The sequence below is a fragment of the Streptomyces agglomeratus genome (assembly GCF_001746415.1).
GTDB lineage: Bacteria > Actinomycetota > Actinomycetes > Streptomycetales > Streptomycetaceae > Streptomyces > Streptomyces agglomeratus.
Window position 1 is genome coordinate 7,971,060 of record NZ_MEHJ01000001.1, and the last position, 13,712, is coordinate 7,984,771.

Below are 13,712 nucleotides of genomic sequence, written 5' to 3' on the forward strand. Positions count from 1 at the left end.
GTTGCGCCACCGCGAGCCGTCATGTCTCGTTCGCCCCTCCGGGGCGTGATTGAGATCACGCCCCGGAGGGGCGGATCGGCCGGCGGCTGTCCAGTCCGTCAACTCGGCTCACTCCTACGGCAACGTGCGCGCTCAGACACGGGTACTCAAGGCCGTTGACACAAGATCGTCGATCAAGCGCGACTTGTGCAGCTGTTGGCCGTTATACGGGCGGCCCCCTGCTTGTTTTCGGGGCGATCAGTCCGTTGCTGCCTACCTCCTGGAGCCTTGTCATGACAGTAGAAATTCAAGCTTCCGAGCCGCTTCCAGGCTCGGTGTCCGGGGGTCTGCCCGGAGATGCGGTGGCTGTGGTGGGCGTCGGCCTGCGCCTTCCTGGTCGGATTCGGACCTTGAACGGTCTGTGGGCAGCCCTTGAAGGGGAACGGGACTTGGTGGGGGAGGTGCCCGCTGACCGGTTCGACACCGGGGCCTTCGTCGCGGCCGACGCCGGGCGGGCGGGTAAGTCCTACACAGGCGCGGGCGGGTTTCTCGATGATGTGGCGTCGTTCGACGCCGGCTACTTCGGTATCGCTCCCAAGGAAGCCACCCGTATCGATCCTCAGCAGCGGCTCCTGCTGGAGTGCGCGGTCGAGGCGTTCGACGACGCCGCGATCGATCCGGCCACGCTGGCCGGCAGTGACACAGCCGTGGTGATCGGGGTCTCCTCTCACGACTACTCCGATCTGCAAGCGCGGCGGCTGCGCACGTACAACCCCTACACCATGGGGGGTTCGGCAGCTTGCAATACCGCCAACCGCCTCTCGTACGTGTTCGACTTCCAGGGCCCGTCGAACGCGGTGGATACCGCCTGCTCTTCGGCTCTGACGGCGGTGCACCAGGCGTGCGAGGCGCTGCGCATGGGGCGAAGCCCGCTGGCGATCGCCGGCGGAGTGAACGTTTTGCTGAGCCCCGCGGGTTTCGCGGGCTTCTCAGGTGCCTCGATGCTGTCGCCGACAGGGCGGTGCCGGCCGTTCTCGGCGTCGGCGGACGGGTACGTGCGCTCGGAAGGCGCGGGGGTGCTGCTTCTGAAGCCGTTGTCCGCGGCGCTGGCTGACGGGGACCGGGTGCATGCGTTGATCCTCGCGAGCGGCATCAATGCCGATGGCCGGACTGCTGGTCTGGCATTGCCCAGCGCCCGTTCACAGGCGGCGTTGCTGGAGCGTGTGTATGCGAGCGCGGGCATCAAGCCGAGTGATGTGGCGTATGTGGAGGCGCACGGCACGGGGACCCAAGCGGGCGACCCGGTCGAGTGCGAGGCATTGGGCCGGGCCCTGGGCGCCGGCCGTACCGGCGGCCCGCTGCTGGTGGGATCTGTGAAGTCCAACATCGGACACATGGAGTCCGCCGCGGGTGTGGCGGGCCTGCTGAAGGGGCTGTTGGTGCTGCGTGAGGGCAGGATTCCTCCGACGCTGCACGGTGTGCCGCAGAACCCCGCGATCGATTTCGCCGGTCTGGGGCTGGAACCGGTTGTCGAAGCGCGGCCGCTGCCGGAAGCCGGTAGGGGTGTCGTGGGCGTCAACTCCTTCGGCTTCGGGGGCGCCAACGCCCATGTCGTCCTGGCCGCGCCCCCCGCCCCCGCCCAGTCGTCGGGCCGGAAGGTGGTCGCGCAGGGCACCCGTCTGCCGGTGGTGGTCTCCGCCCGCACCTCCCGGGCGCTCACGGACGCCGCGCATGAGTGGGCCGCTCACTTCGAAGACCAGGCGCAGAAGCACGCCGAGGGCGCCGACCGGCGTTTCTGCGATGACGCGTTCACCGCCAGCCGCCGTAGGGCGGGGCGGGAGCAGCGCATCGCCGTACTTGCCGAAGGCGCCGTCGAGGCGGCGGCCGCTTTGCGCTCTGTCGCTTCGGGCAGGCCGGCTGCGGCAGTCGCCGTGGAGGAAGCGGTCGTGCGAGGTCGCGTGGCGTTCGTCTTCAACGGAAACGGTGCCCAGTGGGTTGGGATGGGGGCCGAGCTGCTGGGCGGGGACGCGGCCTTCGCTGCCGAGGTGGCGGCTGTGGATCGTGAGTTGGCGCCTTTGCTGGGGTGGTCGGTGCAGGCGGAGCTTTCGGCTTCGGCGGATCCCGGGCGCTGGGAGCGGACCGAGGTGACGCAGCCCCTGCTGTTCACCGTGCAGGCCGGTGTGGTCGCAGCGCTCGCCGCGCGCGGGATCGAGCCGCTCGCGGCCATGGGGCACAGCGTGGGCGAGGTCGCGGCAGCCTATTGTGCGGGGGCGTTGACGCGATCGCAGGCATGCCGGGTGGTTGCCGAACGCAGCCGCGCCCAGGCGGCGACGGCGGGCGCGGGCCGGATGGCAGCGGCAGGTCTCGGTGAGGAGGCGGCGCGGAGGCTGCTGGCTGACAACGGGTTTGCCGAGCGCTTGGTGGTGGCCGCCGTCAACTCGGATCAGGATGTGACGATCGCGGGCGAGGCACAAGCGTTGGAAGCGCTCGGTGCGCAAATGGATGCTGAGGGCGTCTTCTTCCGCGACTTGGGCCTGGACTATGCCTTCCACACCCCCGCGATGGACAGGATCCAGAAGCCGCTGGCCGAGGCGCTGGCCGACCTGCGTCCGGACAAGTGCCGTATCCCGCTGATCTCCACTGTGACGGGACGCTCGGTGGAGGGCACGGAGCTGGACGCGGCGTACTGGTGGCGCAATGTGCGTGAGCCGGTTCGCTTCGCTGAAGCCGCCGGGGTGCTGGTCGACGAAGAGCTGCAGTGCGACGTGCTGGTGGAAGTGGGCCCGCATCCCGTGCTCAGCGGATATCTGCGTCGGGTGGCGGCGAACAACGCCCAGACCGTCGCCGTCATCGCGACGCTGTCTCGCATCCAGCCCGGCCCGGCAGCCCTCGACGCGGCACTCACCCGTCTGCTGGCCGTCGGTGCGCAGGTCGACTGGAAGGTCTTCTTCCCGCAGCGGGGAGTGGTGACAAATCTGCCGTCCTACCCGTGGCAGCGCGAACGGCACTGGAACGGCCACTCGGACTGGTGGCTGGAGGAGTCCGGGCAGCAGACCTCCGCCCCGGTGCGACAGCCGCTCCTGGGGACTCGCCAACCGGTCGCGGAGCCCGTGTGGCGACAGCAGATGAATCCGGATGCTCTGGCGTGGATGGCCGACCACACCGTCCAAGGAGCTGTCGTGTGGCCGGCGGCGGCCTTCACCGACATGGCACTGGCCGCCGGCTTCGAGGTGTTCGACGCACCCGCCGAGATCACCGGCCTGACCTTCGACAGGGCCCTGGTGCTGCCGTTCGACGACCCGGACATGGACGTTGCCCTTTCAACAAGCTTGGATGCTGATGGTGGCTTCGCGGTGAGCAGCCGCAGCGGCGAGCAGCAGGACTGGAACGAACACGCACGCGGACGTGTGCGGCGTCTGCTGCGCGACCAGCCGCAAGCCCTCGACCTCGGCGAAATCCGCTCCCGGTTGACCGGGCTGCTGTCCCCCATGGAGCACTACGCCGCCTGTGCACGCGCCGGTCTGCCCTACGGCCCCGCTTTCCGGCCGCTGACCGCCCTGCACACCGGAGCGGGCGAGATTCTCGCGGAGTACGCGGCGACGATGGAGGCGGCCCCCGGCCACCAAGCCCACCCGACTGTTCTCGACGGTGCCTTGCAGGCGGGTATGCCCCTGCTCGCCGCCGTCAGCGACGACTCGTGCCCCTATCTGCCCTCGGGAATCGAGACGGTGCGCTGCTGGCACCCGATGCCTGAAAGGGGGCTTGTTCACGTGCGGGCCCGGCTGGTCACCACGCAGGAAGCCGTCTGGGACATCACTGTCAGCGACCTCGGCGGAACGGTCGCCCTGGAACTGCTGGGCTGCCATCTGCGCCGCTTCGAGGCGGGCGCCAGGACCCGGCCCCAGCAACTGACCGAAGTCCTGCGCGCCGCCCCCCTCCCGGCAGAGCCCGCGCGGCCGGCGCCTCTGCCCGCGCCGACGGATGTCTTCGCCGCCTGTGCACCGGAGATGGCCACGCTCACCGCAGCGTGGACGGCGAGTCCCTACGACCGGTTCCGCACGAGGGTCATGGAGATGACCGGGCACTTCGCCGGCGCCGCCGTACGCGAACTGCTCCCCGGCGCCCAGACGGTATCGGTGGAGGCGCTCATCGCCTCCGGTGTGGACGTCAAGTACACCCAGCTCCTGCGTACCCTCCTGGGCACGGCCGCCGAGCACGGGGTGCTGCGAAGTGAGGGACCGGGCCGCTGGCGCCTGGCGAAGAAGCCCACCCCGGAGCCGCTGTTCGCCGCGCTGCTCGGTGACTTCCCCGGTGAGGCCGCGACGGCGCTGGCCTACGGGGCATGCGGACAACACCTCACGCGCGTCCTGCGAGGGCAGAGCGACCCCCTGGAACTGCTGTTCTCCGATGCCGATTCCATGGCCAACCGCTTCTACGACGGCGCGCCCATCCTGGCCTACCACGGCCGGCTCGCAGCGACGCTGATGGCGAGCACCATCGCCCGCTGGCCGCAGGACCGCCCCCTGCGCATCCTGGAAGTCGGCGCGGGCACCGGCGCCACCACAGCCGCCATGCTGCCTCACCTGCCGCGCGAGCGTGCCCACTACACCTTCACCGACATCTCCTCCGCCTTCTTCCCGCAGGCCAAGAACCGCTTCGCCGCGTACGACTTCGTCGACTATCGGGTCCTGGACCTCGAATCAGACCCCGTAGAACAGGGATTCACCCCTTCCTCCTTCGACCTTGTGGTGGCCTCCAACGTCCTGCACGCCACGACCGACCTTGCTGCCACGCTGCGCCGAGTTGCGGATCTGCTGGCCGACGGCGGACACCTGCTGGCGGTGGAGAGCCACAGTCACGAAGCTCTCGCACCGGTCTTCGGGCTGCTGGACACGTTCTGGTCAGCGACCGACCGTGAGCTGCGGCCCGACGGGCCGCTGCTGGCACACGACCGTTGGAAGGACTTCCTGCACGAGTGCGGGTTCACCGGCACCGCCCAGACGGGAAACCCGGCGTCGTTCGCGCTGAGCGACCACTCCGTCCTCCTCACCGCCCGGCGTCCTCGCTCCCACGCCCCCGCCACAGCGCCCCGCACCGAGGAGGTCCTCGCCCGCCGGTGGCTCGTGGGCGCCCTGCCCGGCCAACGCCAGGACCCGAGCCCGGCACAGAGCTCGGTGCTGGCCGCCCTGCGCGACCGCACAGCCGCCGCCGTCCAGACGACGTCTGTCGACGACACCACCGCGTCGTGGAAGGGGCTGCTGTGCGCGGAGCAGCCACCGACCGACCTGGTTCTGTTCACTGAGGAAGGCACCGCCGCGTCACCGGCCGAAGCGACCGACGCAGCGGTACGCCACCTCGCGGTCTTCCGGGCCCTCAGTGCCGCCTGCAAGCAGCGCACCGACACCCGTGACCTGACCGTGTGGCTGATCGCCACCAGTTCCCACACCACCGTGTCCGCGCCACCTGCGGCGGAGCATGGAGGCGCGTGGGGAGGAGCGCGCACTCTGGCGAACGAGCACCCAGAACTGACGGTCCGCAGGATCGCCCTCACGGGTGCGCGCGATGAAGGGCAGCACAAGGAGCTCGCTGAACGCGTGGTGGCGGAGTTGCTGGCCCGGCCGGAGGAAGACGAGGTACTGCTCACCCCCGCCGGCCGGTTCGCCACTGTGGTGCGCCCCCTGTCCCCGCCGGTGACCGGGAGCGCCTCCAGCAGCTACACCCTCACCCTGGACGACCCCGGCCTCCATTACCGGCTGGCCTGGCGGCCCGCCGAGGTGCCCACACCCCACGCCGGCGAGATCGTGATCGCTGTCGCGGCGGCTGCCCTGAACTATCGCGACATCATGATCGCCACAGGCCGTGTCCCGGCCGTTGCGTCCAGCCGGATGCCGTACACCGCGGACGTCGGCCTCGAATGTGCCGGAGTGGTCAGTGCCGTGGGACCCGGCGTCACCCAGGTCGCTGTCGGCGACCGCGTGGCGGGGCTGGCGCGAGGCTGCTTCGGTACGTATGCGCTTGCGCGTGCCGACAGGGTCATGGCGCTGCCGGCGGAGATGAGTTTCGCCGCTGCCAGTACCCTGCCCGTGGCTTTCGCCACGGTGCACCACAGTTTGAACCACCTGGCCCGCCTGGCTCCCGGTGAGACGCTCCTGGTCCATGGAGCTGCCGGCGGGGTCGGGTTGGCCGCTCTGCAGTACGCGCGTCGCGCCGGAGCCCAGGTCATCGCGACCGCCGGCACACCGGCCAAACGTGACCTGCTGCGTCTGCTGGGCGTCGAACACGTGCTGGACTCACGCCGACTCGACTTCGCCGAGCAGGTCAAAGACCTCACCGGCGGAGCGGGCGTCGACGTGGTCCTCAACTCGCTCGCGGGGGAAGCCCTGGTACGCAGTGTGGGCCTGCTCAAGCCCCACGGCAGGTTCCTCGAACTCGGCAAGCGGGACTTCCTCCAGGACAGCTCGCTGCCACTGGCCCCCTTCCTGCACAACCTGACCTTCTTCGGGGTTGATCTCTCCCCCATGATGAGCGGGCCCTCGCCCCTGATGGACCAGCACCTGAGCACCCTCACCAAGGCCGTACACGCCGGCGACTACACGGCGCTGCCCTACCGCAGCTACCCCGCCCACCGCATCGACGAGGCGTTCACCAACCTCCAGCACTCCCGGCACACCGGCAAGATCGTGGTCACCTTCGACAGCGAAGTACCCGTACGCCGCCCCGCCGGCCGGCCGGTACTGGACCCTGACGCCACCTATCTCATCACCGGCGGCCTCGGCGGATTCGGCGCCGCGACCGCACGCCACCTGGCCGCCCGGGGGGCGCGCCATCTCACCCTGATCAGCCGCCGCGGCGAGAACGCACCCGAAGCCGCCCAGCTCCTCGCCCACCTGCGCGGCTGCGGCACCGAAACGACCGTCCATGCGGCGGACATCAGTGACGAAGCCGCACTGCTCCGCGTGCTGGACGACGTCGACACCTCCGGGCGCCGGCTGGCGGGCATCATCCACGCCGCCATGGTCCTCGATGACGCACCCCTGGCCGAGCTGGGCGACGACCGCCTGCGCGCGGTCCTCGCACCCAAGATGACCGGCGGCCTGCTCCTGGACACCCTCACCCGCGAGCGTGCACTGGACTTCTTCGTCGTCTACAGCTCGGCGGCCGCCCTGGCAGGCAACATCGGGCAGGCGGCCTACGTCGCGGGCAACCTCGTCCTGGAGGGATTGGTCCGGGACCGCCGAAACGCGGGTCTTCCCGCCCTTGCTGTCCAATGGGGAGCCATCACCGACAGCGGATACGTACACCGCACCGGCCGCTCGGAGGAGATGACGGCGATCGGCCTCGGTCATCTCACCGCCGCCGGCGCCCTCAACCGCCTGGACGAGCTGCTGAGCCACCCCGACACCGCCACCGCGGCCGTCGGCTTCTTCGACTGGGACAGGCTCCAGCAACACGTGATGCCCACCCTGACCGCCCCCCGCACGGCCGGCCTCCTCAAGGGCCGGCGCGACAGTGACACCGCCGATCAGTGGCGGGACACGCTGGCCGCCACCAGCGCCGACGAGACCGTGCGACTGGTCGAAGACAAGCTCGCCGAACTCCTGGCCGTCGTCCTCCAGACAACCCCAGAGCGCATCGACCGCTCCCGTCGGCTGGACCTGCTCGGCGTCGACTCACTCATGGCCGTCGAGCTGTCCAGCGCGATCAGCACGAGCATCGGATGCGACCTGCCCGTGGTCGAGCTGACCGGGGCCGGCCATCTGACCGACCTCGCACTCCGCGTCCTGGCCCGCCTGGGCAACCGCACCCACACCGGCAACTGAACTCCCCCCGAGGCCGCGCCGAGCCGGTGCGGCCCCGGGCCCCTCGCCTGCCCCTCGCCTCCTGAACGGACACAACCGTGACACCGCACCGTCCCCACGCCGGGCAGCCTTCCCTGGCCTCGCTCACCGACCGGCCCGCCGCCGCACTGCGACTGCTGTGCCTGCCACCCGCAGGCTGCGGACCCAGCTTCTACCGCCCCTGGGCAGAGCACCTGCCCGAATCCGTAGACCTGTGGGCCGTCCGGCTGCCCGGCCGCGGCGCTCTCGCCGACCATGCCTCCCTCACCGACCCCCACCACACCACCACGGCCATCGCGGACCTGATCCACCAGAACGACGACGACCGGCCGTTCGCACTGTTCGGCCACAGCCTCGGCTCCCTGCTCGCCTACGAGACCACGCGCACCCTGGTCCGCGCCCGCCACCGCACGCCCGTACTGCTCGCACTCTCCGCCCTGCCCGCACCCCATCTGGACACCTTTGTCACCGCACTGTCCGCGGTCCTGCTGGACGGAAGGCAAGGCGCCGCCAGGCTCCTCGGCCCCATCCCCGACGAACTCCTGAACGAACCCCAGATCCTCGCCGCCGCCTACACCCCGATCCTCGCGGACCTGCTGCTCGCCCTGCAATACCGACACCAGCCCGAACCACTGCTGGACCTCCCCGTCGCCGTATACGGCGGCCAGGACGATCCAATCGCCCCCATGGAACGACTGCGCACCTGGGGCGACCTCACCACACAGCCCGTATCCCCACAGCTCTTCCCCGGCGCGCACAGCTACCCCGACCAACAGATCCGCGCCCTGACCGACCGGCTGTGCAAGGACCTGCACGCCGCCGCCCGCTACACCGTGGCGACACCATGAACGTCTCTGTGACACGCACGAGCGAGGTTCATCGCTGGGCGGCGACACTCACCGTGTGCCTGGGCCTGTTCCTGCTCGCCATCGACCTGACAGTCCTGAACGTCGCCGTCCCCGACCTCCACACCGATCTCCAGCCCTCGATGTCACAGATCCAATGGATCATCGACGGCTACGCCCTCGTCCTGGGCGGATGCGTGCTGGCCACCGGCTCACTGACCGACCGCATCGGACGCCGCCGGGCCTTCACCACCGGACTCCTGCTGTGCGCCACGGCCTCACTCCTCGGAGCCCTCGCGCAGGAACCGGAGCAAGTCATCGCGGCCCGCGGAGCCATGGGCGCCGGCGCCGCACTGCTGATGCCCGCCACGCTGTCCATCATCCACCAGCTCTTCCCCGAGCCCGAGCTACGGCGCCGTGCGATCGCCCTGTGGACGGCAGTGATCGGCGTCGGGGGGCTGACCGGACCGGTACTCGGTGGCTGGCTCGTCGAACACTTCTCCTGGCGCGCCGCGTTCTGGATCAACCTGCCCGTCGCGGCCATCGCCATCACGCTCGCCCTGATCCTCGTACCGGAGTCGTGCGCACCGCACACCCCCATCGACTGGCCCAGCATCGTCCTGTCCGCCGCCGGCCTCCTTGCACTCGTCTGGGCGTTCATCGAAAGCCCCACGCACGGCTGGACCAGCACGCCCGTCCTGACCGCCTTCGGCGCAGCAGCCCTCCTGCTCACAGGCTTCATCGCGCGCCAGCACCACGCCCGGTTCCCGATGCTTCCCATCCCCCTGCTGCGCATCCCCTCGATCAGCATGGGTGCCGCGGCACTGGCACTGATGTCCTTCGCCTGCTTCGGAGCGCTGTTCGTCGTCACGCTCTACCTCCAGGGCGTACTCGGCTACACCCCCTGGCAGGCCGGAGTACGGACCCTGCCTCTTCCTGCGGGGCTCGTACTGGGAGCGGCTGCTGCCCTGCCGCTCGGGGCCCGGTGGGGAAACCGGCTCCCGATCGTCACGGGCCTGCTCATCACCACAGCCTCGTTCGCCGTTCTGGCGACCACGAGCGCCACCTCCGGTTACGGTCACCTGATCGTCTTCCAGGCCGTCGCCGGCGCGGGAGCCGGACTGACCGTCGCCGCGGCAACGGAGACGGTCATGGGGGCCACCCCCGGCGAGCAGGCCGGCCTTGGCTCTGCCATCAACGACGCCACGCGCCAAGTCGGCTCGGCCCTGGGTGTGGCCGTACAGGGCTCGCTCCTGGCCACCCTCTACAGCGACCGGCTCAGTGACCGGCTCACCGGTACTGATATGCCCGCGCATCTCGCCCGGGCCGCCACCGAAAACGTCCTCGCCCCGCATACCCTCGCGCCCCGCCTGCCAAGTCCCACACGCGAGCACCTCCTCACAGCAGCCCGAGAGTCCTTCACCGAAGGACTCACCCACACCGCCCTCCTTGCCGGACTGGTCACCCTGCTCACTGCCGCAGCCGCCGCATACTGGCTGCCCACCCGCCCAGCACACCTACACCCCCAACCAGCTGCCCCCTCCCAACCGGCAGGCTTGACCAAACTGTGAGGTTCAGCTCGCCGTCTCCATCCAGGGGACGAAAAGCAATACCGGACAGGGAGATCAACTGTCCGCCCGCAGGGACCTGAAATGACCACTCACCCGGACGGCCCGCCGTCCGCGGAGATACGCGCCATAGAAAAGCCCGGCCGGTAGTAACGGCCCGGCCGGGCTTTTCACAGGACGAGCGCCAACGAGGCGGCGGCGCCTACTGAAGAGGCGTACGTCAGGCGGGGGTGATGTTCTCCGCCTGGGGGCCCTTTTGGCCCTGGGCGACATCGAAGTTCACCTTCTGGCCTTCCTGAAGCTCGCGGAACCCCTGGGCGGCGATGTTCGAGTAGTGGGCGAAGACGTCCGGACCGCCGCCGTCCTGCTCGATGAAGCCGAAGCCCTTTTCGGCGTTGAACCACTTAACGATGCCGCTGGCCATGTGTCCTCCAAGGGGACTCGAAATCGGTCCCGCACCGTGCGGGGAACCGGAGGTGATCGCCCTGGTCCTCAGAGACGGTGAACGACGAAATCGCCCGTGAAGGTGTGCTCACGGGCGACCGGTACTTCGGAACCATGACAGATACCGCAGACGCTACACGCACTGTTCTGCTCGCACCACGAGAACACTTCTCCGCCGGGGCACGCGTCTCGGCGAAGCAGACCGGACTGGCTGGGCGGCAGGACGGCCTTGACGTGGCCTTTGACGGGAGTGCTCGGATATTGGACAGGCGGCCAGGGCGCCCCGGAGTCGTTGAATCTCCATCTGCTGGGCGGCGAGCAGGTAGAACGCGACCCGAAGGGCGCGGTATTCGACAGGATCACCGTCACCGCGGGCGCAGGGGACATGTCCACCGCCTGGTGGCAGCAGCTCGCCTCCCGCGGACGCATAGTCGGCCCCCTGCGGCGGCACGACAGGGACCTGACCAATCCAGGCGACAAGCGCCAGCACGCGCCCTCGTCCTGATGCGCAGATCACCAGAGCAACACAGGGCGGCCGCCCGACATTCATCGGCCCGGCGGCGTCCCCTGTATGTGAATGTTCCCAGTGACCTCAGCTGCACGACCCCTACGGCGTCGTACCACCGCGGGCGGCAGGCAGTCGGCGGACATTTCCGAGGGCGGCCGTCTGTTCCCGCAGCCGCGTGATCTCCTCGTGCTGGGCCGCGAGTCGCGAGAGGGCAACGGTCTTGAACGCGGTGAGCTCGGCCATGGCTTCGTCCCGCTTGGCGACCCGGTCCTTGAGCTCGGCGACCTGGGCCTTGAGCCGTTCGATCTGCGCGGCCCGTGGGTCGACGATCTCGCCGGCCCGCTGCAGAGCCGCAATGCGCCGCTCGAACTCCTCGGCAAGGTGCTGGTAAGGGCCCGGGCGGGTAGTGCCGTCCCGGTTCTTCTTCGGGTAGAAGCCGGTCCGGGTGACGCCGGACTCCAAAGCCAGGGTCTTGAGATCGCACTTGCCGCCCGGAGGGAGTTCCCCGCGCAGAAGCCGGTCCATGGCCACTCGGATGGCCTCCTCGTTGCGCGCGCGGCCGCTGTCGCTGATCCGCCCCATCAGATCTCGTCCTTCCCAGCCGTGTCGGCGGCGACTTGGTCGATCTCGGCGAGAACCCGTTCGGCACGGGTCACGCTGACTTCCAGCCGGGCCCGCTCGGTCTTCTGCCGGCGGCTGAGACGCCGATGAACACCTGGGCAGTCTCCCGCGATTCCTCCCACACCGGGCGATGGCACGGATGATGCGTGGGCTCGTGGAGCCGTCCGTCCACGCTGGTGAAGAGACTGATCAAATCACGGGCGCCGGGACCGGACGGCATGATCCCACTCTGATAGTCGCGGTAAACGTCTGTCAGAATGCCGATGTTGCGCTCTTCCTCGAGCTCGTTGATCTCGGCGAGGAACTTCGCCTGAGCACCACCCGGTCGGGCCGCGTACCCTTCCGTAGTGGCCACAGACAGGTGCTTGAGCTGCAGTTTTGCAGCGAGAAGGCCGCCAGGACGGTAGGCGATCTCGACAGCGAGGGTGCGCCGGAGTGCCCGTGGCGTCACCGCCCCCTCCGGGATGGGGGTCAGTCCCAGCCGCTGCCCTGCCGGCCCGTTCACCCACGTTCTGAAGTTCTGGTACGTCGTGTCGCAGAAGACCGGATGGAACAGTGAGGTGCCGGGCGCCGCGTCTGGGCCGAGGAGCTGCTCGGCCACCTCAATCGCTTCGTAGACCTCCCGGGTCACCACCCACTCGTCCCGGACGCCGCCGAGCGGTTGGCCCTTGATGAGCTTGCCTGCGAGCCGGTAACGGAAGAGTCCAGGAGCGATCTCCTGCGGTGGCTGACGGCAGCCGACGACCAGTTCGCCCAACTCGCAGTGGCGCATCCCGACGAGTGCGGCCAGTGCCAGGCCGCAGGCCGTGGCCAGGAATCCGACCAGGAACTTCAGATCAAGGGAGAAGAGTGGCTGCGTCCAGGTGACGTGTCCCTGCCCGTCGGCGCGCTCTACCTCGGCTGCGTTACGGCCGTACGGAGCGCAAGCCCCGACAAGGGCATGGGCCCGCTCCAGGTGAGGGCGGAGTTCCGGAAGCCAGGCGCCCCGAAACTGCCTGATCCCGCATTCCCGAGCGAGAGCGCTGAGGGAAACAGCAGCCAGCGGGTCGTGCTCCTCACGCAATCGACGAACACGCGCTGCCTTCACCGAGTCCTGTGTCATCAGTTCCAGAGGTTCTTCGCTTTCAATCCGGCGCTCCAGATTGCGCAAGAACGCCCCGAGTCCGGGGTGGGTGGTGGCGGCGATGCTGCGGTCCGCGGCCTGACGTACTCGTTTCGCCTCGGCTTCTCGCAGGATGTGCGGGGCCAGCGTCTGGATCACGTATAGCACCGCGGCGAGCAGGGGCTGCTGAACCTCGGACGGCAGCGGCTGCACCTTGTTCGCGCCGGCGAGTTCGGCTGTCCGGCCCGAGCCTGCAGCGGCACTCGCGCCGTTGAAGGGGTGCAGGTCATCTCGGAACCTCAGCCCGGTGAACAGCTCCCGGTACTGCGCGAGCCCGATCACCGTGCCCATCGCGACGGCTCTGGTCGACGGGGAGTCGGCGACCACTTCACCGTCGTCGCCGATCCGCTCGCCCCGGAAGTCCACATACGCGGTGCAGTGGTAACTGGTTACCTCGCCCAGATCGGTGATGCCCTGGTCCATGAGCCACTTGAACCACCGTATGAGCTCGGACAGCTTCCCGTGGCAGGTGGTCAGCGTCTGCACGGTGCGTTCGGCATGGGCGAGGTCACGAACGGCGTCGTGGCGAGGTGCCATCAGCGCCGCGATGTACTCCTTTGCGGTCAGTCTCCACTCCCTGTTGGTGATCGGTGTGAAGTCGAGGGCGCGCTGGTTGGGCCGTAGATAGGCCGGCAGTCCGATCACAGCGTCGAAGGGCCACCGGTCCTCGTCGAAGTAGGGGCCCGTCACACTCAGCGGCAGGGCGAAGCCGAACAGAGGACACAGCTCGACGTCGGCGAAGGGCGA

Annotated in this window: 7 protein-coding genes; 4 read left to right on the plus strand and 3 right to left on the minus strand. The window is 69.2% G+C overall.

The window, feature by feature from the left end; genetic code table 11:
- Positions 1-272 precede the first annotated feature (272 nt).
- From AS594_RS35045 to AS594_RS35055, 3 genes are all read left to right on the plus strand, one after another.
- A complete protein-coding gene (locus AS594_RS35045) occupies positions 273-7,799 on the plus strand; it encodes a type I polyketide synthase (RefSeq protein WP_069935743.1) in 7,527 nt (2,508 codons plus the stop codon).
- Positions 7,800-7,876: 77 nt separating this feature from the next.
- The gene (locus AS594_RS35050; RefSeq protein WP_240509173.1) at positions 7,877-8,665 is read left to right on the plus strand and encodes a thioesterase II family protein; all 789 of its coding nucleotides are present in this window, start codon (positions 7,877-7,879) and stop codon (positions 8,663-8,665) included.
- 8 nt (positions 8,666-8,673) lie between these two features.
- The gene (locus AS594_RS35055) at positions 8,674-10,233 is read left to right on the plus strand and encodes an MFS transporter (protein ID WP_240509174.1); all 1,560 of its coding nucleotides are present in this window, start codon (positions 8,674-8,676) and stop codon (positions 10,231-10,233) included.
- A 217-nt stretch (positions 10,234-10,450) separates the two neighbouring features.
- On the opposite strand, the gene AS594_RS35060 is transcribed toward AS594_RS35055, so the two are convergent.
- A complete protein-coding gene (locus AS594_RS35060; RefSeq protein ID WP_069774516.1) occupies positions 10,451-10,654 on the minus strand; it encodes a cold-shock protein in 204 nt (67 codons plus the stop codon).
- A gap of 249 nt (positions 10,655-10,903) precedes the next feature.
- On the opposite strand from AS594_RS35060, the gene AS594_RS43360 reads away from it, so the two are divergent.
- The gene (locus AS594_RS43360; RefSeq protein ID WP_240509175.1) at positions 10,904-11,179 is read left to right on the plus strand and encodes a hypothetical protein; all 276 of its coding nucleotides are present in this window, start codon (positions 10,904-10,906) and stop codon (positions 11,177-11,179) included.
- A gap of 102 nt (positions 11,180-11,281) precedes the next feature.
- Here the strand turns inward: AS594_RS43360 and AS594_RS35070 are convergent, their stop codons facing one another.
- A complete protein-coding gene (locus tag AS594_RS35070) occupies positions 11,282-11,764 on the minus strand; it encodes a hypothetical protein (protein WP_069774552.1) in 483 nt (160 codons plus the stop codon).
- A 70-nt stretch (positions 11,765-11,834) separates the two neighbouring features.
- Positions 11,835-13,610 (minus strand): site-specific integrase, encoded by a 1,776-nt coding sequence (locus AS594_RS35075; RefSeq protein WP_141747196.1) that lies wholly within the window; start codon positions 13,608-13,610, stop codon positions 11,835-11,837.
- Between the last annotated feature and the right edge of the window lie 102 nt (positions 13,611-13,712).

What these genes read in the sequence shown, in the direction of transcription:
- AS594_RS35060 (WP_069774516.1), bottom strand. Translation starts at nt 10,654, where the DNA reads ATGGCCAGCGGCATCGTTAAGTGGTTCAACGCCGAAAAGGGCTTCGGC.
- AS594_RS35045 (WP_069935743.1), top strand. Translation starts at nt 273, where the DNA reads ATGACAGTAGAAATTCAAGCTTCCGAGCCGCTTCCAGGCTCGGTGTCC.
- AS594_RS35070 (WP_069774552.1), bottom strand. Translation starts at nt 11,764, where the DNA reads ATGGGGCGGATCAGCGACAGCGGCCGCGCGCGCAACGAGGAGGCCATC.